The following is a 22,581-nucleotide window of genomic DNA, read 5'->3' on the forward strand; positions in this document are numbered from 1 at the left end:
TTCCGGAGACCGCCACGCTGGTGAGAATTGACCGTGGCGCTGCTCTAGTCCCGTTCAAGCCGGCGCGCAAAACGAAACGATTGATCCATGCATCACTGGAATTCAACGGGCAGTGCGATTTTCTGGACCAGCCGAGAGGTCAAAGCCCCACCATTCGCCTGATATCATCAGGTGATGCGCCGGCATCGCGCAGCTTGGCAAGGCCGGTGTCGCCGAGGCTCTTCGACAGTTTTCGCCCATCCGGCCCGAGGATGAGCCGGTGGTGGAAATAGGTGGGCTGCGGTAGCCCCAGAAGCTCCTGGAGCAGGCGCTGCACGCTTGTTGCGGAAAACAGATCCTGGCCGCGCACGACATGGCTGACGCCTTGCAAAGCATCGTCCATGACGACCGCAAGATGGTAGCTGGTCGGGATGTCGCGGCGCGCCACGATCACATCGCCCCAGTCCTGCGGGCGGGCGGCGACCGCGCGCGTCGCCGACAGCGCCTCGTCGGTGAATTCGGCCCATGCGAGATCCCTGCCGACACGCGCCAGGGCGGCGCCGACATCGAGCCGCCAGGCGAAGGGCGCATTTTCGGCGATCCGCCGCTTGCGTTCCCTGACCGGCAGCGCCTTGTCGGCCGGGGGGTAGAGCGGCACGCCGTCAGGGTCGCGCGGCCAGTCGCGCCCGCGCCTTTCGCTGTCGGTGATGAAGGCACGGATCTCGCCACGGCTCATGAAGGCCGGATAGACGAGTTCCTCGTTTATCAGTCGATCGAGCATCGTCCCGTACTCGGCAAAATGCCCGGACTGGCGGCGCACCGGCTCCTCCCAGTCGAGACCCAGCCATTCCAGATCGGCCAGCACGCCCGCCTCGAATTGCGGCGTGCAGCGCGTCGTGTCGATGTCTTCGATGCGCAGCAGCAGGCGCCCGTCATTCGCCTTTGCCAGCTTCTGGTTGAGCAGCGCCGAATAGGCATGACCAAGGTGCAGTTCGCCGTTGGGGCTGGGCGCGAAGCGGAATGTCAGGAGCGTCATGTCTCGAACGGCAATCGGGTTGTGCGGCGGTTTTGGCAGTTGCTACCTTGCGGCACATTCGCGGACAAGGATACCATGCAACGCATCGCCACACTCGACGACATCGCCCGCGGGCTCGATGCGCTTTGCGCGATCGACCCGCGTCTGGACAAGGTGCGCGGCATGGCGGGCGAGGTGCCGCTCAGGCTTTCCGAGCCTGGCTTCCGGAGCCTGGCCTCGATCATCGTCTCGCAGCAGGTGTCGCGCGCCAGTGCAGATGCGATCTTCGGCCGGCTGACCAGGCTTGTCGACCCGCTGACGCCGCAGGCGATCTTGGCCGCCGGCGAGGACATGTTCCGCGAAGCCGGCCTGTCACGGCCCAAGCAGCGCGGCCTGATCGCGGTTGCCCAGGCCGTGGCCGACGGCCTCGACCTTCATCACCTCTGTTCGCTCGACGCTGTCGAAGCTACCACCGCGATGACGGCGGTGCCGGGCATTGGTCCCTGGACGGCGGAAGTCTATCTGTTGTTTGCCGCGGGCCACCCCGATATCTTCCCCGCGCGTGACGTCGCGCTGCAAACGGCGGTCGGTCATGCGCTTGGCATCGACCCGCGCCCACCCGAGAAAGCACTGATCGCATTGGCCGAATCATGGAGCCCCTGGCGAGGTGTCGCATCGCGGCTTTTCTGGTCCTATTATCGCGAAACCAGGGGCCGGGACGCCGCGCCGCCGGCCTGAATCTGCAAAAAAGCATAAAAATCATGCGTTTTTGACGCTTCGGCGACGCGACAATCCGCTTCACATCCCTGTCATGTCAGGCTTACAGTATCCCCGCCGTTCGGGTCTAGAACCAAGGAGGTAAACACGTGACGGTTGCCGTATCTCCGGATGGGCTTCCAGCACTGGTGCTGAATGCGGATTACCGTCCGCTCAGCTATTACCCGTTGTCGCTCTGGTCCTGGCAGGACGCCATCAAGGCCGTCTTCCTCGACCGGGTGAACATCGTCGCCGAATACGAGCACGCGGTGTCGTCGCCGACCTTCTCGATGAAGCTGCCGAGCGTGGTCAGCCTGAAGGCCTATGTGAAGCCGTCCAGGCATCCGGCCTTCACGCGCTTCAACGTCTTCCTGCGCGACCGCTTCCAATGCCAATATTGCGGCACGCCCGACGACCTGACCTTCGACCACGTCATCCCGCGCCATCGCGGCGGCGCGACGACATGGGAAAATGTGGTCGCCGCCTGTTCGCCCTGCAATCTGAGGAAGGGCGGCATGATGCCGGCGCATGCCAAGATGTGGCCGCTGCAGAAGCCCTACCAGCCGACGGTGCACGATCTGCACAACAACGGCCGCCTGTTCCCGCCCAACCATCTGCATGAAAGCTGGATGGATTATCTCTATTGGGACGTCGAACTCGAACCTTGAGATCGTTCGAGAATTCGGGAGGCTGGCCGCTCACTTATCAGCGGCTTCGCGTTTAAGGACCGGCTTCCCCCGCTCCNGTCGCTGCGAAGCAGCGACGGAGCGGGGATCGACCTAGCTCGGACTCTAGAGCAATTCACCGTTTCACGGAAACGGCGAACCGCTCTATCTTTTTGTTTTTACGCAATTCCGGACAGAAAACCGTGTCACACTTTTCCTGGAATTGCTTTAAAGCCGCGCCATACGACCCAGCCTGCCGAATTCCTTGAACGATCTCGCGCCAGATCAGTCCTTGGCTAAGGCGCCGCGGAAGGCGACGGCTGCTAGGACAAGGCTGGCGATGGCGTTCCAGCCGGCGAGCGACAGGCCAAGAATGCGCAGGGCGGCCTTGTCGCAGGAAGGCGGCACGAATTTGTCGAGCGCGTCGAGCACGCCCTTGCCGCCGGTGTCGACCGGCCCGGCACCCGCCGTGCAATCGGTCGGGCCCGCCCACCACTGCCATTCGACGCCGGAGTGGTAGACGCCGAGATAGAGGCCGTAGAGCATCAGCAGGCCGCCGATGCCCAGCAGGCCGCGCGTCAGCCAAGCGGGTGCGCGCAGCATCGATGCAATCACCGCCAGCACCATCAACGGCACGCCGATATAGTAGGGGGTGCGCTGCTCCAGGCAGAGATGGCAGGGGATGTAGCCGCCGATATACTGGAAGCAGAGCGCCGAGCCGACGGTGGCGGCCATGGCGACGGCGAGAAACAGGGCGGTTCGCGTCCGCTGGCGTCCGGTGTCGGCATTCATGATGGCTGTCATGGGGTCTTTCGTCCGCTGAATTCGTCGGGCTATTTCCTTGTCCGTGTCGTTGTCCCAAAGCCGCTACACAGTTTTGGGCGACATGGATCAGAACGCGTATTTGACCAATATATAGAGCAAAATCAGGGCAGCCGCGCCGGCGCCGACGATCAATCCCAGGCGCTTCTCGATGAATTCCCTGATCGGCTCGCCATAGCGGCGCAGCAGCCAGGCAAGCAGCAGGAAACGAGCGCCTCGCGCCAAGATGGCCGAGACGATGAAGACCACAAGATTGATGTGAAGCGCCCCGGCGAGAATAGTGACCACCTTGATCGGCGGCAGGTGCGCAACGCCGGACGTGACGAGCAGCACCAGCATCAGCCCGGTGCCGGACGACTGCCACTTCTCGAAGGTGGCAATGCCGCCGAAGTGCTCCAGGATCGGCCGTGCTATCGTGTCGTAGGCATAGTAGCCGATCAGCCAGCCGGCAATGCCGCCCAGCACGGACGCGGCAGTGGCGGTCAGCGCGTAGCGATAGGCGCGTTCTGGCCGCGCCAACGCCATGGGCAGGAACAGTACGTCCGCCGGGATGAAGAACACCGAACTTTCGACGAAGGCGATGAAGGCCAGCCACCATTCGGCGGATTTGCGGGCAGCCAGGGACAAGGTCCAGTCGTACAGTCCACGAAGCATCGGCACTCCTAATGCATGTCGCCCGCAAGGTGTGTATCGGTTTCGGGACAGAACAAGGACCCAAAGCGCAGGGCATCCATCCATGTTCAGATGGGCATCGCTTTGACACGCCGCCTGTCTAGAAAGATTTTCCGCGCTGCACAATGGCAGCACAGCCACGAAATCGGAAGGCGCAGTTTGGTCGCATCCGGCCGATCCCGAGATTTGGCCAGTTGACGAACAGGCCTCCGACCGTATAGTCCGCGCCCATCCAGGCCGTCCGGCCTGAGCCCCTATGGCGGAATTGGTAGACGCGCTCGACTCAAAATCGAGTTCCGCAAGGAGTGCTGGTTCGATCCCGGCTAGGGGCACCACCCTTCGCTCTTCGAGCTTCGGGTGGCAAGCCATTCCAAGCTTTGTAAATGGCGTGTCCTCCGTAGCCTTGGTGAACGAGGAAGCCTTGGCGAAGGAGGATCACCGCCGCCGCAACAGGCTCCTCATGCGGTTGCGCAGCAGGCGGGCCATGTTGCGGGTCTCGCGGTAGAGATGCAGCTGCGAAGCAGCCTGGCGTGCCAGGCGGTCGGCGTCGGGCGTCAGTCCGATCACCAGCGTGCCGATCGGCTTGCGCTCGGTCCACAGCCGGCTCATCACGGGATGGTCGGGCACGGCGCAGGAATCGGTCATCATGATGTTGGGATCGTCGAGGTGCTGCTTCGTCACTTCGATCATCAACAGCGTGCCCGGCGAATAGGCGGCCAACGTCTCGTCATAGGCCGTCTTCCAGGTGTAGGCGACGCCGGCTTCGACGAAGACGATCAGGCAGGCGATGGTGCGGCCGTCGAGCGTCAGCGAATGGATGCGGCACATGTCCTGTTCGGCGAGCCGATGCACGGCCTCGCGCGCGAAGGCGGCGCGGAAGCGGTCGATCGCCATGGCGGTGCGCTCGCGGCCCTTCCAGCCGGACGCTTCCAGCGTCAGGAAGCTTTCGATGGCGTGGCGGATCTCTTCGGGGCCGCGCGCCACCCCATGCTCCAGCCCGCCGAGGTCGCCGAGGCGCCGCTTCAGGCGGCGGAATTCGCGGTAATGGTGTGAGCGCAGCGAGGCCTTCAGATAGTCGTCGCCGTCGAGTTCGCTCTCCAGCGCGGGGCGCTGGGTCTGGCCGGTGGTGACCAGCGTCAGGCCACGCGTCTCGGCCACGGTGCCGAGCAGGCTCGCCACCGGACCGTCGAGCCTGATGTCGGGCAGGACGAAGACTTTCGGCAGTTTCAGGTGCGGGCGCGACAGCATCGCGAAGAAGTCCTCGACGACGCCGACCGGATCGTCGCGGTCGATCAGCGGCGTGCCGAGCGGACCGAACGGGCTCGACCAGGTGCGCATCACAGGCACGCCAAGCGGCACCACCGGGCGTTCCACCGAGAACGGCACCAGGAGGCGCAGCCGGTTGCGGTATTCGTCGCCGTCGCGGATCACCGCCAGCCGCACCTCGCGATCCTCTAGCCGGGGCATGGCCGGCGCCAGGAAGCGCGGGTTGAAGAAGACGTTGGGCTCGATCGTGCGGGCGCAGAGATAATCCAGCTCCTCGACCAGGTCGAAGCCGGCCGATGCCGGATAGATGGCGAGCTTGCGCTCGGGCCGGTTGTTGGCGAGGATTTCGATATGGGCAGGGTCGGCGTCGCGCGCCAGCCCGGCAAGGCCGGATACCATGGCGCCGGCCGTACCGCCGCTGGTTTCCTCGAGCAGGGGGACTGCGGCCATCACGCGGCTCCTTTGACTGGCACGAAGATCGCCATGACAATGCCGAGCTTGCGCCAGACCGTAAAAGACAGCGCGGCGGCCTCGAAAATCATGGCGAAGGCGGTGGCCATCGCCGCGCCCCACAAGCCGAAGAGCGGGATGAGCACGACGTTGAGGCCGATGTTGAAGGCCAATGTCATGGCATAGACGGCGGCACAGATGTTCTGGTTGCCACTCATGGTGAGCAGGCTCTCGCAAGGCCCGACGGCGGCGCGCGCCACCACGCCGAAGACGAGCAGGAACAAGAGCGGATAGCCCGATGTGAATTCGGGGCCGAACAGCACCAGCATCGGTTCGCCCAGCGCCAGCACCAGCAGCGCCATCAAAAGCGACGGCCAGAAGGTCCACGACACCGTCTCGCGGGCGAAGGCGGCAAGCTTTTCCGGCTCGCCATGGGTGAACTGCGCATAGCGCTGGGCGACACCGGCCTTGACCGCGAAATAGACGAAATGCACCAGCGCCAGCGTCTTGACCGTGGCGAAATAGACGGCGACGTCGTTCGGATTCATATAGGCGCCGACCATCAGCACGTCGGCGTTGGTGAGCAGGAAGAAGAAGCTTTCGACCAGGAAGATCGGCAGCGAGACGACGAACCATTGCGCGAAATGCACCTTCATCGGCCCGGCGGGGATCTTCCGTTCCATGCGCTGGGTGACGCCGATGAGTTGGGCGAGCGTGGTGACGTAGGTGGCGGCGATCGAGGCGAAGATCGCTGTCTTGGCGTCGGGCGCGTAGCCGGCGAAAAGCATCAGCGCCATGAACAGCAGGATCAGCACGGGGCGTATCAGGTAGGTCGGCGACAAGGCGAACAGCGCCCATGAATTGGCCCGCGCCAGCCCTTGCAGCAGGTCCGACAGCGCGATCATCGGCAGGCAGATGACGCCCAGGACGAACGGTATCACGTAGTAGTTCTCGATCCATGGTGCGGCCAACCAGACGCCAAGCGCGCCGAGCCCGGCGATGATCGTCGAGGCGATCAGCACGAACAGGCGGCTGGCCACGACGATGCCGCGCAGTTCATCCATCAGGCCGCGCTCGCGGTATTCGGGGATGAAGCGGATAACAGAGGTGTGGAAGCCGAGGCAGGCGAGATTGCCGACGATGACCATCGTCACCCAGACGAGGACGAAGATGCCGTATTCGAACGAGCCCATCCAGCGCGCCATCAGCACCTGGCTGACGAAGGCGATGACGGCGCTGACGATGCGGATGGAGAAGGCGATGACCGACATGCGGCCGGCTTCGCCGCGCTCGTCGGCGGTGAACAGCACGGTGTCGATGCGGTCGAGCAACGGCCCCATGCGCAGCGCCAAGCGCTGCGGCAAGAACCGCCCGGCAGTCGTGGCCGCGGAAAAGCGCACCCCGAATTTTCTCCGTTTTCCGCCTCTTTTTCAGGGTTGGGTGTAGCGGAGACACATTAAGAAAACGTGGGCGGGGGCTCCCTTCGCCCCGTTCAACGGGGGTGAGGCGTGGTCCGCGCAGCGGACGAAAAGCCAATTGCTTGGCTTTTCGAACAACGAACGCCCGAGCGGTAGCGAAGGGCTTGCCGGCAGGCGGATGAGGGGCAGCGCAGGGTTTGGGAGATTTGCGCTGATGCGGGCAGGGCCAGGGAAATTATCCCGGACGAAATGGCTGCGCGGGGACTGCGTCTGACAATCGCTGATGTCAGCGTCGCCCCTCATCCGCCCTTCGGGCACCTTCTCCCCGTTCACGGGGAGAAGGAAGAGCGCGGTCCTTACGCGAACGCGCCGTGGCAGTGCTTGTATTTCTTGCCGGAGCCGCAGGGGCAGGCTTCGTTGCGGCCGACCTTGCCCCAGGTGGCCTGGTTGTTCGGGTCACGATCCTCGGGGGCGACGATGGCGTTGCTTTCCTGACGCACCAGGAGGGCGGTCTCGCCGTCGCCGAAATCATTCTCGCCGGTGGTGCCGTCGATATGGCTGCCGAACATGTCAGGCGCTTCCGGGGGCGGCGCTTCGGCGGCCTGGCGGACCAGTTCGACGCGCATCAGCTGGGCGGTGACGGCCTGGCGCAGATTGCCGAGCATCGCCTGGAACAGCTCGAAGGCCTCGCCCTTGTACTCCTGCAGCGGGTCGCGCTGGGCGTAGCCGCGAAAGCCGACGACGGAGCGAAGGTGGTCGAGGTTGACGATGTGCTCGCGCCACAGATGGTCGAGCGTCTGCAGCACGACCGAGCGCTCGACATAGGTCATCACCTCGGGGCCGAAGCGCTCGGCGCGTTCCTTGGCGGCGGCATCGGCGGCCTGCGCGATGCGCTCGCGGATGTCGTCCTCGGCGAGGCCCTCTTCCTTGGCCCAGTCCTCGATCGGCAGGTCGAGATTGAGGAATTCGGCGACTTCGGCCTTCAGGCCGGCGACATCCCATTGCTCGGCATAGGCGTTTTCGGGGATGGCCTTGGCGACGATCTCTTCGATGACGCCCTCGCGCATCTCGGCGATTGTTTCCGACAGGCCTTCGCCGTCCATCAGTTCGATGCGCTGCTCGAACACGACCTTGCGCTGGTCGTTGGAGACGTCGTCATATTTCAACAGGTTCTTGCGGATGTCGAAGTTGCGCGCCTCGACCTTCTTCTGCGCCTTTTCCAGCGCCTTGTTGATCCAGGGATGGATGATCGCCTCGTCTTCCTTGAGGCCGAGCTTCTGCAGCATGCCGTCCATCCGCTCGGAACCGAAGATGCGCATCAGGTCGTCCTGCAGCGACAGGAAGAATTTCGAACGGCCGGGGTCGCCCTGGCGGCCGGAGCGGCCACGAAGCTGGTTGTCGATGCGGCGCGATTCATGGCGTTCGGTGGCCAGCACATAGAGGCCGCCGGCGGCCAGCGCCTTCTCCTTCAGCCGCTCGACATCGGCGTTGATCTCTTTTTCCCGCGCCTCGCGCTCGGGGCCTTCAGGCATGTCGCCCAGTTCCTCGGCGATGCGCATCTCGGCATTGCCGCCGAGCTTGATGTCGGTGCCGCGGCCGGCCATGTTGGTGGCGATGGTGATGGCGCCGGGTTTGCCGGCCTGGGCGACGATGGCCGCCTCGCGCTCGTGGTGGCGGGCGTTCAGCACCTCGAAGTCATTGAAGCCTTCCTTGCGCAGGCGCTCGGCCAGCTGCTCGGACTTCTCGATCGAGGTCGTGCCGACCAGCGTCGGCTGGCCCTTGGCGCTGGCCTCGCGGATCTCCTTGACGATCGCCTTGTATTTCTCCTCGACCGTCCGGTAGACCTCGTCGTCCTCGTCTATGCGGATGACCGGCAGGTTGGTCGGGATTTCGGTGACCTCGAGGCCGTAGATGTTGCCGAATTCCTCGGCCTCAGTCAGCGCCGTGCCGGTCATGCCGGAAAGCTTCTTGTAGAGACGGAAGTAGTTCTGGAAGGTGACGGAGGCCAGCGTCTGGTTCTCCGGCTGGATCGCCACATGCTCCTTGGCTTCCAGCGCCTGGTGCAGGCCTTCCGAATAACGGCGGCCCGGCATCATGCGGCCGGTGAACTCGTCGATGATGACGATCTCGCCGTTGCGCACGATGTAGTCCTTGTCGCGCTGGAACAGGCGGTGCGCCTTCAGCGCGTTGTTGACGTGGTGGACGATGGCGACGTTCTCGACGTCGTAGAGCGACTCGCCCTTCAAAAGATCGGCATCGCGCAGCAGGTTCTCCAGCTTCTCGGTGCCTTCCTCGGTGAAGATCGAGGTCTTCTGCTTCTCGTCGATCTCATAATCCTGCGGCTGCAGCTGGATGATGAAGGTGTCGATGGTGTTGTACATTTCCGAACGGTCCTCGAGCGGACCGGAAATGATCAGCGGCGTGCGCGCCTCGTCGACCAGGATCGAATCGACTTCGTCGACGATCGCGTAATTGTGACCGCGCTGCACCATCTGGGCGCGCTCGTATTTCATGTTGTCGCGCAGATAGTCGAAGCCGAGTTCGTTGTTGGTGGCGTAGGTGACGTCGGACGCGTAGGCGACGCGGCGCTCCTCGTCCGACAGGCCGTGGACGATGACGCCGACCGAGAGGCCGAGGAATTTATAGACCCGGCCCATCCATTCGGAGTCGCGGGTGGCGAGATAGTCGTTGACGGTGACGACATGGACGCCGTTGCCGGCGAGTGCGTTGAGGTAGACCGGCAGCGTCGCGACCAGCGTCTTGCCTTCGCCGGTGCGCATTTCGGCGATGCCGCCATTGTGCAGCACCATGCCGCCGATCAGCTGGACGTCGAAGGGACGCATGCCGAGCACGCGGCGCGCCGCCTCGCGGGCGGTGGCGAAGGCCGGGACCAGTAGGTCATCAAGGCTGGCGCCATTGGCAATATCCTGGCGGAACTTTGCCGTGCGGCCGGCAAGCTCGGCGTCGGAAAGAGCCCGCATCTCGTTTTCCATGGCGTTGATCGCCTCGACGCGGGGCCGGGTCGATTTGACCCGACGGTCGTTGGAGGAACCGAAAACCTTACGGGCGAGACCGCCGAGACTGACCATCCAATGGTCCTTTCGATAGAATTCTCAATCTTGAGACAGGCGCCGGCCGGCCCCATCAAATCCGCGTGAACGCACCGCTTGAATGCGGGCAAACACAAAAAGCGCCCGGAAAACGGTTCTGGACGCCAAGTCGTTGGACAGATAAGAGGGGGCTCAACTGATGTCAACGCCGCGCTGGCCCTGCCGGTCGCGCCAAATTCCGCCACAATCTGGCTGATCTGGAAGCCGTCCCTCCTTACAATCCTCCACCGGAGTCATCCTTATGTCCTTGTTGTTCCGCCGTGCGTCGCTTGCCAGCCTTGGTCTGGCTTTCGGGCTGTCGGCTCTTAGCCTGTCGCCGCTGATGGCGCAGGAGACCGCTCCTGCTCCCGCGCCGGCCGATGCGGCGGCTCCAGCACCCGCGGCGGCACCGGTCGACCCGAATGCCGTGGTCGCCACCGTCAACGGCCAGCCCTTGACCGAAGCCGACCTCACGCTTGCCGAAGGCGAGCTGTCGCAGCAGTTCGCGCAGCTGTCGCCCGAACAGCGCCGCGCCGCGGCACTTTCGGCGGCCATCGAGATCCGCGTCATGGCAGCCAAGGCCGTTACCGACGGTCTCGACAAGGATCCCGACTTCCAGCGACGCATGGCCTTCCTGCAGCAGCGCGCCCTGCATGGCGAGATGGTCGAGAAGGGCGTCGTTGCCAAGGTCACCGATGCCGAAGTCCGCGCCCGCTACGACCAGGAGATCGCCAGCACGCCGCCGGTCAACGAGGTGCATGCCCGTCACATCCTCGTGAAGACGAAGGAAGAGGCCGAGGCGATCATCAAGCAGCTCGACGGCGGCGGCGATTTCCAGAAACTCGCCAACGAGCACACCAGCGATCCCTCGGGCAAGACCAGCGGCGGCGACCTCGGCTGGTTCGGACCTGGCCAGATGGTGCCGGAATTCGACAAGGCCGCCTTTGCGCTCGAGGTCGGCAAATACACCGAGCAGCCGGTGCAGACGCAGTTCGGTTGGCATGTCATCAAGCTCGAGGACAAGCGCACCAAGCAGCCGCCGGCCTTCGACGACGTCAAGGACCAGGCCAAGCAGGCGGTCATCCGGGACAAGTATTTTGCCCTGGTCAAGTCACTGCGCGCCGGAGCCAAGGTCGAGATCCCCGATGCCAAGCTGAAGCAGGCCGTCGATACGATGGAAGCGGGCAAGTAAGCCTGAACGACGTTTTTCAAAAAGGGCGCGGCAGCCAAGGGTTGCCGCGCCCTTTTTTTGTTGGCCGCCACTATCTGCCTGATGCCGCTATGCCTTGCAGGAGATAGTGGACCACCTTGCGTATCGTCGCCTCGGGCTCATCGAGCCGGTTGGTCAGGAGATGCCGCCAGGCATAGGAAGCGACGAGATCGGCGACCACGGCCGGATCGATATCGTTGGCGATCTCGCCCCTGGCCTTGGCGCGCTCGATGATCTGCCCGGTATGGGTGCGGCGTCCGCCGGCATAGCCGGCAAGGGCTGTCGCCGCGGTTTCGTCCGTCTGCGCCTCGGCGATCAGCGACCTGAACACGCTGCCCGACGATGTCTCGCGCCAATGCGCGAAGAGGTTCTCCAGGAAGCCGACGAGATCCTCCTCCAGTTTTCCGGTATCGGGCACGTCGACGCGTTTCTGGCGCTGGTAGACTTCGAGCAGCAATGCCGCCTTGCTCGGCCACCAGCGGTAGATGGTCGGCTTGCCGGCACGGGCGCGGCGCGCCACGGCTTCGATCGAAAAGCCTGCATAGCCGGCCTCAACCAGCACGGCTTCGGCGGCTTCCAGAATGGCTTCGGCGCTGTCGGGATTGCGCCTGGCGCCAATCGATTTGCGTGCCGGATCCGCGTCCTCGGCCATTCCCGTCGTCCTCGCCAACAGTTTCGCCGGCAATCATAGGTGAGCGCGCGATGAAACGAAACGGGCCGTTTTCTTCGAATCAGGCGAAGCCGCAGCGCGGTCGTCCCGCCGTTCATTGCATCGCTTGCGAGGTTTCCGACTCGATGCGCCACCCGTCCTCGGCCTTGACCAGCCCGAGCGTGACGCGCGCCTTGCCGGTCAGCCGTGCCGCCGACTTGTCCTTCGGCACATAGTCGTAGCGCATGGCGAAAGCGGCATCGGCGCGATCCTCCCCATGCGGCGTGATCTCCAGGCTGCCGGGTTCCAGGCCAAGCGACCACGAAGCCCATTGCGCGAACCAGTCGGCCTTCATCTTGAGGATGGCGGCGGCGTCGTAGCGTGCGCCGAAAATGGAGGCGGACGAACCGTAGAGCCGCTGGACGGTGCCGGCTATCGCCCTGGTGTCCGGCCCCAGATAGTCCTGGCGCAGGAATTTTTCGATCGAGGCCTTGTCGTCGCCCACGGAGCGCTCGAGTGCAGCGACCTGCGGGGCCGGCGCGGGTGCCGCCGCCACTTTGGGCGACAGCACCGGCTCGCCGCCCGGCACGAACTCGAAGCGTTCGAGCAGCGAACCCTGTTCCCATGGTCGCTGGGCCTCGCGCGTTTGCGAGACCACATCGCGGCGCACCGCGATCATCACGTCGTTGATGCTCTGGCCGGGCTCGGCGATGTGCCGCAGCAAGGCGGCGGCAAAGGGCGAGTTGCGCCCGGTGCCGTCCATGGCGACCGCACCCGGCGCCGTCGAGAAGGCGATGAAGGAGCCGCGCGTCGAATCGAATTGCGCCAGCCCCGCCAGCGCGTTCGCCGAGCGGGTTGTGGCGCTGCGGCTCAAGCTGCGGGCAAACGGATTGTTGCGGCAGGCATCGAGAAACACCAGGCTGACCTTGGTTTGCTGTTCCATGATGTCGAGGACTTCGTCGATCGGCACCGCTTCGAGCTGGAGCTTCACCGGCATGTCGAGCCTGGCGTCGACCGGCACGACATAATTGCGGCCGTCCACCTGCAGGCCATGGCCGGCATAGTAGAAAAGCCCGGCGCCGGCGCCCTGCAGGGCATCCGAGAACTCGCCGATCTTGCGTTCGAGCTCGCGCTTGCCGAGGTCGTTGCCTTCGATGACCTCGAAGCCGATCGAGCGCAGCTTGTCGGCGATATCGAGCGCGTCGTTCACCGGATTGGCCAGAGTGCCGGCTTCGGCATAGGTGCCGTTGCCGATGACGAGCGCGACGCGCCGTTGCGGCTCAGCGTCGGCGCCCAGCAGCAAAAGTCCCAGAAACGCCCAAGCGAGGATCGCAAGCCTGCCCATGGGAAGCGATGATAGCGCCACAGCCCCCGGCGATGCCAACAGATTTGAAACGCAAGCTTGATCCGCGGTGGTTTCGCGCCCGGCAGGCGCGGCGAAAACGCCCTTGCGCATGGGCTTCGTATCGGGCAAACCGGCCTTCCCCTTGCGATTTTCCCGCCCGAGGTCCCCATGTCCACGACGATTTCGCCGCTCGCGCCGAAGAAATACCCCAAGATGCCTGTTGTCGAGGGCGTGCGCATCGCCACCGCCGAAGCGGGGATAAAGTACAAGAACCGCACCGACCTCCTGGCCATGGTCTTCGACGCGGGCACCACGGTCGCCGGCGTTTTCACAAAGTCGAAATGCCCCTCGGCGCCGGTCGATTTCTGCCGGCAGAACCTCGGCCCCGGCAAGGCCCGGGTGCTGGTCGTCAATTCCGGCAACGCCAATGCCTTCACCGGCAAGAAGGGCCGCGAGTCCACCGCGCTGACAGGCGAGGCGGCGGCCAAGGCGGCCGGCTGCACGGCGGGAGAGGTTTTTCTGGCGTCGACCGGTGTCATCGGCGAACCGCTCGACACCACGAAATTCAGCCATCTGCTGGCCGGCCTGGTCAGCGACGGCAAGCCGGATCTGTGGACCGAGGCGGCCAAGGCCATCATGACCACGGACACCTATCCGAAAGTGGCCACGCAGACCGTCAAGCTCGGTGACACCGATGTCACCATCAACGGCATTTCCAAGGGCGCCGGCATGATCGCGCCGGACATGGCGACGATGCTGTCCTTCGTCGCCACCGATGCGCCGATCGCGGCTCCCGTGCTGCAGGATCTTTTGTCGCGCGGCACCGCCAAGACCTTCAACGCGGTCACCGTCGACAGCGACACCTCGACCAGCGACACGCTGCTGATCTTTGCCACCGGCAAGGCCGCCCAACGCGGCGCGCCTGAAATCACCGATCCCAGGGATGCCCGTCTCGGCGCGTTCCGCCGGGCGCTCGGCAAGGTGCTGAAGTCGCTGGCGCTGCAAGTGGTGCGTGACGGCGAGGGCGCCCGCAAGCAGGTCGAAGTCACCGTCACCGGGGCGAAATCGGCGCGCTCGGCCAAGCGCATCGCGCTGTCGATCGCCAATTCGCCGCTGGTCAAGACGGCGGTTGCCGGCGAGGACGCCAATTGGGGCCGCGTCGTCATGGCTGTCGGCAAAGCCGGCGAGCCAGCCGATCGCGACAGGCTGTCGATCTGGTTCGGCGACAACCGGCTGGCGCATGAGGGCGAACGCGATGCGGCCTATTCGGAAGAGAAGACTTCGGCCTACATGAAGCGCGACGACATCCGCATCCGCGCCGATATCGGCATCGGCCGCGGCAAGGCGACGGTGTGGACCTGCGATCTCACCAAGGAATATGTCGCCATCAACGGCGACTACAGGAGCTGATCGCCTTGGTTTCGCGCCATCCGGCAAGCATGCTCGCAACCGTGCGCCGCTACGAGGCGGCCGGCTTTCGCGCCTGGCCGGCGGCCGCGGTCCATTACGACGGCACCTGGGTGGTGCGGCTGACCGCCGGCCATCCGGCCAAGCGCCTGAATTCGGTCAATCCGCTCGATCCCGGCGACACGCAGCACATGGCCGACCGTATCGGCCGCGCCAGCCGCCGTTTCGACGCCTATGGCCGGCCGCTGACCTTCCGCATGTCGCCGCTGTCTGGGCCTGATCTGGCCAGTCATCTCGACAAGGAGGGCTGGAACCGGTTCGACGAATCCCTGGTCATGCGGCTGCCGCTGGCGGCCGCGCAGCTCGACACCGCCATGGACCAGATACCGCTCAAGGACATCAGCCGCTTCATCGGCGCCTCGCTCAAGGTCAGCGGCTCGGATGTTTCCTTGCGGCCCGGCCTGTCGGAGATCATCGGCGCCATTCAGCCCGAAGCCGGGCTGTTCGCGCTCGAAGACGGGGCAGAACCGCTGGCGACGCTGATCTGCGTGCATGACGGCGATCTTGCCGGGCTGTTCGAGGTGGCGACCGACAGGTCGGCGCGCAACAAGGGCCATGGCCGCAACCTGATCTTGTCGGCGCTGAAATGGGCACGGCTGCGCGGCGCGCGGGAGGCTTGGCTGCAGGTCGAGGCCGGCAACGTGCCGGCGTTGGCACTCTACCATTCGCTCGGCTTCGAGGAAGTCTATCGCTACCACTACCGCCGGCCGCCCGGTCATGAGTGACGTTGGGCAGGAATGAGCTGGTGAATACATGAATGATCTAGCAAGCACGGGCAAGCGCCTGCTGCTGGTCGCGGCCTGTGCGCTGGTCGATACCGATGGCCGCGTGCTCTTGGCGCAGCGACCGCCAGGCAAGCAGCTTGCCGGCCTGTGGGAATTCCCCGGCGGCAAGGTCGAGCCCGGCGAGACGCCGGAACAATGCCTCATCCGCGAACTGCAGGAGGAGATCGGCATCGAGACCGAGATCCCATGCCTGGCGCCACTCACCTTCGCCAGCCATTCCTATGACGACTTCCATCTTCTGATGCCGCTGTTCATCTGCCGCCGTTTCCGCGGCATTGCCCAGCCCAGGGAAGGGCAGGCGCTGAAATGGGTGCGGCCCAAGCAGATGCGCGACTATCCGATGCCTCCGGCCGATGCTCCGCTGATCCCGTTCCTCATCGATCTTCTGTGAGCAGGGCAAGGCCACATGCCGCCGGTGGCCGAGCCAGATCCACGGTATCGGGCCATATCAGCCGGCGTTAATGGAAGATTTATCTCATCATGAAAAATTGATGCATGGCCGTGTTGTCGCGGCCGTGCCGCCGATTCGCTGGGGAGCGACAGCATGAGCCTAGACAGGGATTGGGACTCGATCCGGTCCGACCGCAGCTTTCGTGTCGCCGATGCCGGCATGGGGGTGCTGCGCATCACCCTGCTGTTCGGCTCGGCCGCGGTGGCACTGGCGCTGATCGCGACACCTTTCCTCGACAGCCGGACGCGCTCGCAATCGGTTCGTGACGATTTTTCCGGTGGTCTCGACATGACGGCCACGGGTTCGGTCAGTCATCGCAGCATCTATACGGTGCGTCGCAGCGTGCTGCAGGCTCAGCCAAGTTCAGTCTGCATCATTCGGTCCGACGGCAGGAGCAGCGGCGACTGCTGATATGGTTAAGAGATTTTCCAGAGGGCGGTGATTTCACCGCCCGTTAAGCCTTTGCCGTTAACCTTTCTTAACAGATCGGCGGTAGGGTTCCGGCAAGAGGGATCGAGGCGATGAAAACAGTGCTGCTGCGTTTTCTGACGGATGAGACCGGCGCCACCGCCGTCGAATACGCCTTGATTGTCTGCGTGCTGTCGCTGACCATCATTGGCGGCATCGGCCAAGTCTTCAACTCGATCACCTGGCTGTTCAGCGACAATGGCAGCAGGCTTGCCAACGCTTTCGCGCGTTGACCTTGGCGCGCATTGATCCTGGCTTGCCCGCGTCGCGGACAGTTCAATGCTTTTCAGGCCCTTCCAGCACAGTCTTCAGCGATACCTTTGCCGAACCTGGCTTCAGCGGTTTTTGCTGCGACGCATCGGGCGCCCAGCCGGACATCCAGACGAGCGAGAAACTCGCCCTTATCCGGCCATCAGGGTCGGAAAACCGCTCGCCGTAGATTTCGGCGGCACGCGCGAACAGCTTGCGTGAACCCGGCCGCCGGCTGCGGTCGGCAAGCGCGCTGGTTTCGCCCATGGCGCGCAGGTCGGCCATCAGGGCAAACAGGTTGGCATAGCGCACCGTCACGGTTTCGACATCGGCGACCGGCAGGGCGAGACCGGCCCGCTGCAAAAGCGCACCGGCATCGCGCACGTCGGTGAACGGGATGACGCGCGGGCTGGCGCCGCCGTAAAGCTCGGTCTCGGCCGCAAGCAGGCTTTCGCGCAATTCACCGAGCGTGCCGGCGCCCGCGAAGGCGCCGAGGAAAAGTCCGTCCGGCCGCAGCGCGCGGCGGATCTGGATCAGCATGCCCGGAATGTCGTTCATCGCCTGCAGCGACAGAAGCGACACCGCCAGATCGAGGCTTTCCGGCTCGAACGGCACGGTTTCCAGCGGTGCGATCATGCCTGCGGCACCGTCCAGGAAAGCCGCGTCCGTCTCGACGCGGACGATCTCCGTCACCTTGCCGCTCGCGGCGAGGACGTTGGCCGCGGCCGGTGTCTGGCAAAACAGCACCGCCGCCTTGCCGAACCTGCGCTCGACGGCACCCAGCCGGTCGGCAAGGTCCTCGGCGGCGCGGTTCATGAGGAAATCGGCACCGTCAACCGGAGCGTCAAGCGCGCGCCGCTTGTGCGCCAGCCACAGAGAGGTATCCATTATCGGCTGCAACGGGCGGATCCTTGTTTGTCCGCGCCCTGATATACCTGGTATAGCCGGTACGGAGAACCAACCACGTGGCCGATCCGAGGTCCAAGATCAAGTCCGTCGAGATCGGAAGCCTGGCCCGCTCGGCCCTCGGCTGGCCGGCGCGCATCCTGTTTCCGCCGGTTTGCGCCGGCTGCCGCCGGCATGTCTCGCAGCCCGGCGTGCTGTGCGGCGCCTGCTGGCCGAAGCTGCGACTTCTGGAACGGCCCTGGTGTCCGGTGATGGGCACGCCGTTCACGCACCACATGGGCGAAGGCTTTCTGTCGGCCGAGGCGATTGCCGATCCGCCGCCCTTCGACCGGGCGCGGGCGGCCGTTGCCTATTCCGGCGTTGCCCGCCAGATGGTGCAGGGGCTGAAATACCAGGATCGTACGGATCTTGCCCCATGGATGGCGCGCTGGATGGTGCGCGCCGGCGCCGACCTCATCGCCGAGGCCGATGTGGTGGTGCCGGTGCCGCTGCATTGGCGGCGTTTCTTCAGGCGGCGGTTCAACCAGTCGGCGGAACTGGCGCGCGCGGTCTGCGAACTCAGCGGCCTGTCTTTCGCACCCTCGGCGATGCGGCGCGTCAAGCTCACCCGGCAGCAGGTCGGGCTGGAGCGGCAGGAACGCGAGGACAATGTGCGCGCCGCTTTCCGGGTGCCGGTGGAAGCCGAGATCGAGATTGCCGGCCGCAGGGTGCTTCTGGTCGACGATGTCTACACCACCGGCGCCACCGTGCGTTCCGCTACCAAGGCGCTGAAAAAGGGAGGTGCTGCCGCAGTCGACGTGCTGACCTTTGCCCGTGTGTTGCCGGGGGACTTTCGGGCGGACGAGTCCGCGACTATATAAGTCGGCAATGGACGTATGAGCTTGGAAGAGACTACGGAATTCGTCATGGCCGATGTCACGATCTATACGCGCATGATGTGCGGCTACTGCACGGCAGCCAAGCGGCTGCTGGAGCGCAAGGGTGTCGCCTATACCGAGCATGATGCCTCGTTTTCGCCGGAACTGCGGCAAGAGATGATTTCGCGTGCTCACGGGCGCACGACCTTTCCGCAGATTTTCATCGGCGATATGCATGTCGGTGGCTGCGACGAACTCCATGAACTGGAGGCCGAAGGCCGGCTGGACAGGCTGCTCGCCAACGGCGCGACGATTTGAGGGTGTGACGATGGGTGTTTTCAAGGCTGCTGCGGTCCAGATGCGTTCAGGCGAGAGCCCGGAGCGCAATGCGGTCGATGTCGAACGGCTGGTGCGCGAAGCCGCGGCGCAAGGCGCGACCTACATCCAGACACCGGAAATGACCGGAGCGCTGATCCGCGACAAGGAAGCGCGTGCCGCTTCCTTCACCTCCGAAGACAACGACATCGTTGTCGCGACCGCTCGCAGGCTGGCGCGCGAACTCGGCGTCTTCCTGCATATCGGCTCGACCGCGATCCTGCGTGCCGACGGCAAGCTCGCCAACCGGGCGCTGCTGTTCGGACCCGATGGCGCCACGCTCGCCACCTACGACAAGATCCACATGTTCGACGTCGATCTCGACAATGGCGAGAGCTGGCGCGAATCCGCCGCTTACGAACCGGGCACCGAGGCCGTCGTGACCGAGATCGCGGGCGCCAGGCTTGGCTTCGCGGTCTGCTATGATCTGCGTTTCCCGCAACTGTTCCGAGCCGAGGCCATGTCCGGCGCGGATGTTTTGACCGTACCCGCCGCCTTCACCCGCCAGACGGGCGAGGCCCACTGGCATGTGCTGCTGAGGGCTCGCGCCATCGAGAATGGCGCCTATGTCGTTGCCGCAGCGCAAGGCGGCCTGCATGAGGATGGCCGCGAGACTTTTGGGCATTCGCTGATCGTCGATCCGTGGGGCCGCATCATCGCCGAGGCCGCGCATGACGAGCCCGGTGTGATCGTCGCCGAGATCGACCCGGCGCAATCGACAGCGGCGCGCAAGAAGATCCCCAATTTGAAGAATGCGCGGGATTTCATCGTCAATGCCGGTTCAGCGGAGGCGCCGCTTCTCAGGGGTGCTGCCTCTTGATCCGTTTTTCCTTGATCTGCGAGAACGAGCACGAGTTCGAGGGCTGGTTTCGCAGCAATGACGATTTCGACACCCAGAAGAAGCGCGGCTTTGTCGACTGCCCGAGCTGCGGCTCGCACAAGGTGCAGAAGGCCTTGATGGCGCCCGCCGTTTCCACGGCCCGCAAGCAGGAAACGATAGCACTCGCCATGGGCGAGGCGCAGAAGCAGGCTCTGGCGCAGTTGAAGGCGATGGCCGAGAAGGTGCGCGAGAATGCCGACTATGTCGGCGACAAGTTCGCCGAGGAAGCCCGAAAAATCCACTTCGGCGAAACCGATGCGCGGGGCATCTATGGCGAGGCGACGCTGGACGAGGCCAAGAGCCTCGCCGAGGACGGCGTCGACTTCATGCCGATCCCAGTGTTCCCGGACGACCGCAACTGAGCGGTTAGCCCATACTGCCGATCAATTTCCCAAGCAGGCGCGACAGCGTTTCCCGTTCGGCCTGTGTCAGGCCCGCGAGGATCTCGTGTTCGTTGGCGACGTGCGCGGTGACAGCCTCGTCGATGAGCGCAAGGCCTTTTTCGGTCAGCCGCACCACAATGCCACGCCGGTCGTTGGGGTGCGGTCCGCGCGAGATCAATCCGGATGTCTCGAGCCGGTCGAGCCGGTTGGTCATGGCGCCCGACGTCACCATCGTCGCTTCGTAAAGCGCGGTCGGCGTCAGCGCGTAGGGTGATCCGGAGCGGCGCAGCGTCGCCAGCACATCGAACTCCCCGGACTGCAAACCGTAACGGGCAAACAATGGCGCGAGGCGATCGCGGGCGATCAGGGACGATGCCTCGTTGAGCCGTCCGAGTACGCCCATCGGCGAGACATCCAGGTCCGGTCGCTCCCGTTTCCACTGCTCGATCGCTCGCGCTGCCCTGTCCATTGTCTCACCGCTATATATCTTGACGTTAAGAATCTTTGCATTATCTTACCGCAAGATTCAATGCCGGCCAAGGGCCGCACGACAGGGCTCGATCAAATGAAATTTCTCTGGGATTCGGCGCTCGGCCTGCTCATCGTCACCGGTGGCTTGCTCGGCCTGACGCTGCCTTTCGGCAAGCTTGCAACGGCGGCTGGGGTGCCGGCCATGGTCTGGGCCTTCGTCATCTCGTTCGGGGCCGGCGGCGTGCTGCTGTGCGTGCTCTTGGCACGCGGCCAGCGCATCCGGCTCAGCGCCCACAAACTGCGCTATTTCTTCGTCACCGCGGCGGTATCCTACGCCGTCCCCAATCTCTTGATGTTCTCGGCCATACCGCATCTGGGGGCCGGCTACACCGGCATCATGTTCACGCTGTCGCCCGTCATCACGCTGGTGTTTTCGATTCTGCTGCGCGTCCGGCGCCCCAACCTTCTCGGCATCATCGGCATCGCCGTCGGCTTCGTCGGCGCCGTCATGGTGGCGGTGACACGCGGCGAGGCCGGCCAGCCCGCCGATCTGTTCTGGGTGGTGATGGGCCTGCTGATCCCGGTCAGCCTTGCCGCCGGCAACATCTACCGCACCATCGACTGGCCGCAGGATACCGGGCCGATCGAACTGGCCGTCGGCAGCCATCTGGCAGCGGCGACGCTGCTGCTCGCCGGCATACTTGCGTTGTTCGGCGTCAGGGCTTTCGCACCGCTCGGCGGCGTGCCGCTGGTCGTCGTCGGGCAGGTTGCGTCGGCCGCGGCGATGTTCGCCTTCTTCTTCCGGCTGCAGGCGGTCGGCGGCCCGGTCTATCTCAGCCAGATCGGCTATGTGGCGGCCGCCGTCGGGCTGTTTGCCGGCACGATTTTTCTTGGCGAGCACTATCGGCTGCTGACCTGGGCCGGTGCGGTCATCATCACCATCGGCGTCATCATCACCACCAGGGCGCAAAGCCAGAAGCCGTAGCTATTCTGGATCTAGTCGGCACCTCCGCCGCCGGGCTCCGGCCTTGGATGCCGGTCATTTCTCCAGGGAGTGTGGTCGTCAGACCGATGCCTTTTCGGCCAGCACCATGTAGTTGACGTCCATGTCCTTCGACCGTGACCAACGATCGGCAAGCGGATTGTAGGTGACGCCGGTGCGATCGATGACGGTCAGGCCGGCGCCGCCGAGTGCCTTTTCCAGCTCTTCCGGGCGCACCAGCTTGCCGAATTGGTGGGTGCCGCGCGGCAGCCAGCGCAATACATATTCGGCGCCGATGATGGCGAGACCCAGTGCCTTCAGCGTGCGGTTGATGGTGGCCACGAACATGATGCCGCCGGGGCGGACCATCTGCCCGCATTTGGCGACAAACAGGTCGATGTCGGCGACATGCTCGACCACTTCCATGTTGAGGATGACGTCGAACGTCTCGCCGGCGTCGGCAAGGTCCTCGGCGGTCGTGGCGCGATAATCAACGCTCACATTGCCGTCGGCCGCGTGCAGCTTCGCCACTTCGATGTTGGTCGCCGAAGCGTCGGCGCCCACCACCTCGGCGCCAAGCCGGGCCATCGGCTCGCACAGGAGGCCGCCGCCGCAGCCGATGTCGAGGATGCGCAGACCTTCGAAAGGCCGCGCCGCGCGCGGGTCACGGCCGAAGCGCACCGCTATCTGGTCGCGGATGTAGGAAAGCCGGACCGGATTGAATTTGTGCAACGGACGAAACTTGCCGTTCGGGTTCCACCACTCCGCGGCAAGGGCGGAAAAGCGTTCCACCTCTCCGGCATCGATCGTCGATCGTCGGGGCTCGGGCATCGGTTGGTCTCCTCGGCACTGCAGCGCCGCATGTCCTTGGACGCGCAAAGGACGCTGTAGCACTTTGAATCTGCGCATGACCCCGAAATCGAGATCGATTTCGGGGCCATGCGCTAGGAAGTCGGGCGTGAGGCCGCGAA

General features: G+C 64.5%; 24 protein-coding genes and 1 tRNA gene. 14 read left to right on the forward strand and 11 right to left on the reverse strand.

Features of this window, described 5'->3' with window-relative positions:
- Positions 1–139 precede the first annotated feature (139 nt).
- Positions 140–1,015 (reverse strand): tRNA glutamyl-Q(34) synthetase GluQRS, encoded by an 876-nt coding sequence (gene gluQRS / locus X743_RS165165; RefSeq protein WP_023763909.1) that lies wholly within the window; start codon positions 1,013–1,015, stop codon positions 140–142.
- Positions 1,016–1,090: 75 nt separating this feature from the next.
- Here gluQRS and X743_RS165160 point away from each other — a divergent pair, with 75 nt between their 5' ends.
- Positions 1,091–1,732: a DNA-3-methyladenine glycosylase gene (locus tag X743_RS165160; RefSeq protein ID WP_023763910.1), complete on the forward strand. Its 642-nt coding sequence runs from the start codon at positions 1,091–1,093 to the stop codon at positions 1,730–1,732.
- A gap of 128 nt (positions 1,733–1,860) precedes the next feature.
- Entirely contained in the window at positions 1,861–2,418 is a 558-nt protein-coding gene (locus X743_RS165155; RefSeq protein WP_010911702.1) for an HNH endonuclease, read from the forward strand.
- Between the two features lie 282 nt (positions 2,419–2,700).
- Here the strand turns inward: X743_RS165155 and X743_RS165150 are convergent, their stop codons facing one another.
- Complete coding sequence (locus X743_RS165150) at positions 2,701–3,219, reverse strand: disulfide bond formation protein B (RefSeq protein WP_023763911.1); 519 nt, start codon at positions 3,217–3,219, stop codon at positions 2,701–2,703.
- An 87-nt stretch (positions 3,220–3,306) separates the two neighbouring features.
- The gene (locus X743_RS165145; RefSeq protein ID WP_023763912.1) at positions 3,307–3,891 is read right to left on the reverse strand and encodes a YqaA family protein; all 585 of its coding nucleotides are present in this window, start codon (positions 3,889–3,891) and stop codon (positions 3,307–3,309) included.
- A 268-nt stretch (positions 3,892–4,159) separates the two neighbouring features.
- On the opposite strand from X743_RS165145, the gene X743_RS165140 reads away from it, so the two are divergent.
- Positions 4,160–4,244 (forward strand) — tRNA-Leu (locus tag X743_RS165140).
- 100 nt (positions 4,245–4,344) lie between these two features.
- Here the strand turns inward: X743_RS165140 and X743_RS165135 are convergent.
- The 3 genes from X743_RS165135 to secA form a co-directional block, all read right to left on the reverse strand.
- Positions 4,345–5,625 (reverse strand): GNAT family N-acetyltransferase, encoded by a 1,281-nt coding sequence (locus tag X743_RS165135; RefSeq protein WP_023763913.1) that lies wholly within the window; start codon positions 5,623–5,625, stop codon positions 4,345–4,347.
- The gene (locus X743_RS165130) at positions 5,625–7,025 is read right to left on the reverse strand and encodes a lipopolysaccharide biosynthesis protein (protein ID WP_023763914.1); all 1,401 of its coding nucleotides are present in this window, start codon (positions 7,023–7,025) and stop codon (positions 5,625–5,627) included. Before X743_RS165130 ends, X743_RS165135 begins: the two co-directional genes overlap by 1 nt.
- 374 nt (positions 7,026–7,399) lie before the next feature.
- A complete protein-coding gene (gene secA, locus X743_RS165125) occupies positions 7,400–10,132 on the reverse strand; it encodes a preprotein translocase subunit SecA (RefSeq protein ID WP_023763915.1) in 2,733 nt (910 codons plus the stop codon).
- A gap of 262 nt (positions 10,133–10,394) precedes the next feature.
- On the opposite strand from secA, the gene X743_RS165120 reads away from it, so the two are divergent.
- Complete coding sequence (locus tag X743_RS165120; RefSeq protein ID WP_023763916.1) at positions 10,395–11,324, forward strand: peptidylprolyl isomerase; 930 nt, start codon at positions 10,395–10,397, stop codon at positions 11,322–11,324.
- Between the two features lie 70 nt (positions 11,325–11,394).
- Here X743_RS165120 and X743_RS165115 read toward each other — a convergent pair whose 3' ends face one another.
- Both X743_RS165115 and X743_RS165110 read right to left on the reverse strand, forming a co-directional pair.
- Positions 11,395–11,994: a TetR/AcrR family transcriptional regulator gene (locus X743_RS165115; protein WP_023763917.1), complete on the reverse strand. Its 600-nt coding sequence runs from the start codon at positions 11,992–11,994 to the stop codon at positions 11,395–11,397.
- 112 nt (positions 11,995–12,106) lie between these two features.
- A complete protein-coding gene (locus tag X743_RS165110) occupies positions 12,107–13,336 on the reverse strand; it encodes a caspase domain-containing protein (RefSeq protein WP_023763918.1) in 1,230 nt (409 codons plus the stop codon).
- A 168-nt stretch (positions 13,337–13,504) separates the two neighbouring features.
- Here X743_RS165110 and argJ point away from each other — a divergent pair, with 168 nt between their 5' ends.
- The 5 genes from argJ to X743_RS165085 all read left to right on the forward strand — a co-directional run bounded on the left by argJ (position 13,505) and on the right by X743_RS165085 (position 16,740).
- Positions 13,505–14,746 carry a bifunctional glutamate N-acetyltransferase/amino-acid acetyltransferase ArgJ gene (argJ, locus tag X743_RS165105; protein ID WP_023763919.1) on the forward strand — a complete coding sequence of 414 codons (1,242 nt, stop codon included), beginning with the start codon at positions 13,505–13,507 and terminating at the stop codon, positions 14,744–14,746.
- Between the two features lie 29 nt (positions 14,747–14,775).
- Positions 14,776–15,528, forward strand: coding sequence for a GNAT family N-acetyltransferase (locus tag X743_RS165100; RefSeq protein WP_031250572.1), 753 nt, complete (start codon positions 14,776–14,778; stop codon positions 15,526–15,528).
- Between the two features lie 28 nt (positions 15,529–15,556).
- Positions 15,557–15,979 carry a (deoxy)nucleoside triphosphate pyrophosphohydrolase gene (locus tag X743_RS165095; protein WP_023763920.1) on the forward strand — a complete coding sequence of 141 codons (423 nt, stop codon included), beginning with the start codon at positions 15,557–15,559 and terminating at the stop codon, positions 15,977–15,979.
- A 153-nt stretch (positions 15,980–16,132) separates the two neighbouring features.
- The gene (locus X743_RS165090; RefSeq protein ID WP_023763921.1) at positions 16,133–16,450 is read left to right on the forward strand and encodes a hypothetical protein; all 318 of its coding nucleotides are present in this window, start codon (positions 16,133–16,135) and stop codon (positions 16,448–16,450) included.
- A 110-nt stretch (positions 16,451–16,560) separates the two neighbouring features.
- Complete coding sequence (locus X743_RS165085; RefSeq protein ID WP_023763922.1) at positions 16,561–16,740, forward strand: Flp family type IVb pilin; 180 nt, start codon at positions 16,561–16,563, stop codon at positions 16,738–16,740.
- 43 nt (positions 16,741–16,783) lie between these two features.
- Here the strand turns inward: X743_RS165085 and X743_RS165080 are convergent, their stop codons facing one another.
- The gene (locus X743_RS165080) at positions 16,784–17,656 is read right to left on the reverse strand and encodes a methyltransferase domain-containing protein (RefSeq protein WP_023763923.1); all 873 of its coding nucleotides are present in this window, start codon (positions 17,654–17,656) and stop codon (positions 16,784–16,786) included.
- A 65-nt stretch (positions 17,657–17,721) separates the two neighbouring features.
- Between X743_RS165080 and X743_RS165075 the strand changes: the two genes are divergently transcribed.
- Genes X743_RS165075 through X743_RS165060 form a run of 4 tightly spaced genes read left to right on the forward strand, consistent with a single transcriptional unit; the run spans position 17,722 to position 20,136 of the window.
- Positions 17,722–18,522: a ComF family protein gene (locus X743_RS165075; RefSeq protein ID WP_023763924.1), complete on the forward strand. Its 801-nt coding sequence runs from the start codon at positions 17,722–17,724 to the stop codon at positions 18,520–18,522.
- A 45-nt stretch (positions 18,523–18,567) separates the two neighbouring features.
- On the forward strand, positions 18,568–18,837 hold the full coding sequence (grxC, locus tag X743_RS165070; protein WP_023763925.1) for a glutaredoxin 3: 270 nt from the start codon (positions 18,568–18,570) through the stop codon (positions 18,835–18,837).
- 10 nt (positions 18,838–18,847) lie between these two features.
- On the forward strand, positions 18,848–19,714 hold the full coding sequence (locus tag X743_RS165065; RefSeq protein WP_023763926.1) for a carbon-nitrogen hydrolase family protein: 867 nt from the start codon (positions 18,848–18,850) through the stop codon (positions 19,712–19,714).
- Positions 19,711–20,136 (forward strand): DUF1178 family protein, encoded by a 426-nt coding sequence (locus tag X743_RS165060; RefSeq protein ID WP_013892863.1) that lies wholly within the window; start codon positions 19,711–19,713, stop codon positions 20,134–20,136. Before X743_RS165065 ends, X743_RS165060 begins: the two co-directional genes overlap by 4 nt.
- 4 nt (positions 20,137–20,140) lie before the next feature.
- Here X743_RS165060 and X743_RS165055 read toward each other — a convergent pair whose 3' ends face one another.
- Complete coding sequence (locus X743_RS165055) at positions 20,141–20,626, reverse strand: MarR family transcriptional regulator (RefSeq protein ID WP_023763927.1); 486 nt, start codon at positions 20,624–20,626, stop codon at positions 20,141–20,143.
- Positions 20,627–20,722: 96 nt separating this feature from the next.
- On the opposite strand from X743_RS165055, the gene X743_RS165050 reads away from it, so the two are divergent.
- Positions 20,723–21,613 carry a DMT family transporter gene (locus tag X743_RS165050; RefSeq protein ID WP_023763928.1) on the forward strand — a complete coding sequence of 297 codons (891 nt, stop codon included), beginning with the start codon at positions 20,723–20,725 and terminating at the stop codon, positions 21,611–21,613.
- A gap of 78 nt (positions 21,614–21,691) precedes the next feature.
- On the opposite strand, the gene ubiG is transcribed toward X743_RS165050, so the two are convergent.
- Positions 21,692–22,441: a bifunctional 2-polyprenyl-6-hydroxyphenol methylase/3-demethylubiquinol 3-O-methyltransferase UbiG gene (gene ubiG, locus X743_RS165045; RefSeq protein ID WP_023763929.1), complete on the reverse strand. Its 750-nt coding sequence runs from the start codon at positions 22,439–22,441 to the stop codon at positions 21,692–21,694.
- Positions 22,442–22,581 lie beyond the last annotated feature (140 nt).

This window comes from Mesorhizobium sp. LNHC232B00 (assembly GCF_000502435.1).
Classification (GTDB): domain Bacteria; phylum Pseudomonadota; class Alphaproteobacteria; order Rhizobiales; family Rhizobiaceae; genus Mesorhizobium; species Mesorhizobium opportunistum.

Bases quoted from the DNA above. Each gene is read 5' to 3' on its own strand.
- gluQRS (WP_023763909.1), bottom strand. From the start codon at position 1,015: ATGACGCTCCTGACATTCCGCTTCGCGCCCAGCCCCAACGGCGAACTG.
- X743_RS165160 (WP_023763910.1), top strand. From the start codon at position 1,091: ATGCAACGCATCGCCACACTCGACGACATCGCCCGCGGGCTCGATGCG.
- X743_RS165150 (WP_023763911.1), bottom strand. From the start codon at position 3,219: ATGACAGCCATCATGAATGCCGACACCGGACGCCAGCGGACGCGAACC.
- X743_RS165145 (WP_023763912.1), bottom strand. From the start codon at position 3,891: ATGCTTCGTGGACTGTACGACTGGACCTTGTCCCTGGCTGCCCGCAAA.
- X743_RS165135 (WP_023763913.1), bottom strand. From the start codon at position 5,625: ATGGCCGCAGTCCCCCTGCTCGAGGAAACCAGCGGCGGTACGGCCGGC.
- secA (WP_023763915.1), bottom strand. From the start codon at position 10,132: ATGGTCAGTCTCGGCGGTCTCGCCCGTAAGGTTTTCGGTTCCTCCAAC.
- X743_RS165120 (WP_023763916.1), top strand. From the start codon at position 10,395: ATGTCCTTGTTGTTCCGCCGTGCGTCGCTTGCCAGCCTTGGTCTGGCT.
- X743_RS165115 (WP_023763917.1), bottom strand. From the start codon at position 11,994: ATGGCCGAGGACGCGGATCCGGCACGCAAATCGATTGGCGCCAGGCGC.
- X743_RS165110 (WP_023763918.1), bottom strand. From the start codon at position 13,336: ATGGGCAGGCTTGCGATCCTCGCTTGGGCGTTTCTGGGACTTTTGCTG.
- argJ (WP_023763919.1), top strand. From the start codon at position 13,505: ATGTCCACGACGATTTCGCCGCTCGCGCCGAAGAAATACCCCAAGATG.
- X743_RS165100 (WP_031250572.1), top strand. From the start codon at position 14,776: ATGCTCGCAACCGTGCGCCGCTACGAGGCGGCCGGCTTTCGCGCCTGG.
- X743_RS165095 (WP_023763920.1), top strand. From the start codon at position 15,557: ATGAATGATCTAGCAAGCACGGGCAAGCGCCTGCTGCTGGTCGCGGCC.
- X743_RS165090 (WP_023763921.1), top strand. From the start codon at position 16,133: ATGAGCCTAGACAGGGATTGGGACTCGATCCGGTCCGACCGCAGCTTT.
- X743_RS165085 (WP_023763922.1), top strand. From the start codon at position 16,561: ATGAAAACAGTGCTGCTGCGTTTTCTGACGGATGAGACCGGCGCCACC.
- grxC (WP_023763925.1), top strand. From the start codon at position 18,568: ATGGCCGATGTCACGATCTATACGCGCATGATGTGCGGCTACTGCACG.
- X743_RS165065 (WP_023763926.1), top strand. From the start codon at position 18,848: ATGGGTGTTTTCAAGGCTGCTGCGGTCCAGATGCGTTCAGGCGAGAGC.
- X743_RS165055 (WP_023763927.1), bottom strand. From the start codon at position 20,626: ATGGACAGGGCAGCGCGAGCGATCGAGCAGTGGAAACGGGAGCGACCG.
- X743_RS165050 (WP_023763928.1), top strand. From the start codon at position 20,723: ATGAAATTTCTCTGGGATTCGGCGCTCGGCCTGCTCATCGTCACCGGT.
- ubiG (WP_023763929.1), bottom strand. From the start codon at position 22,441: ATGCCCGAGCCCCGACGATCGACGATCGATGCCGGAGAGGTGGAACGC.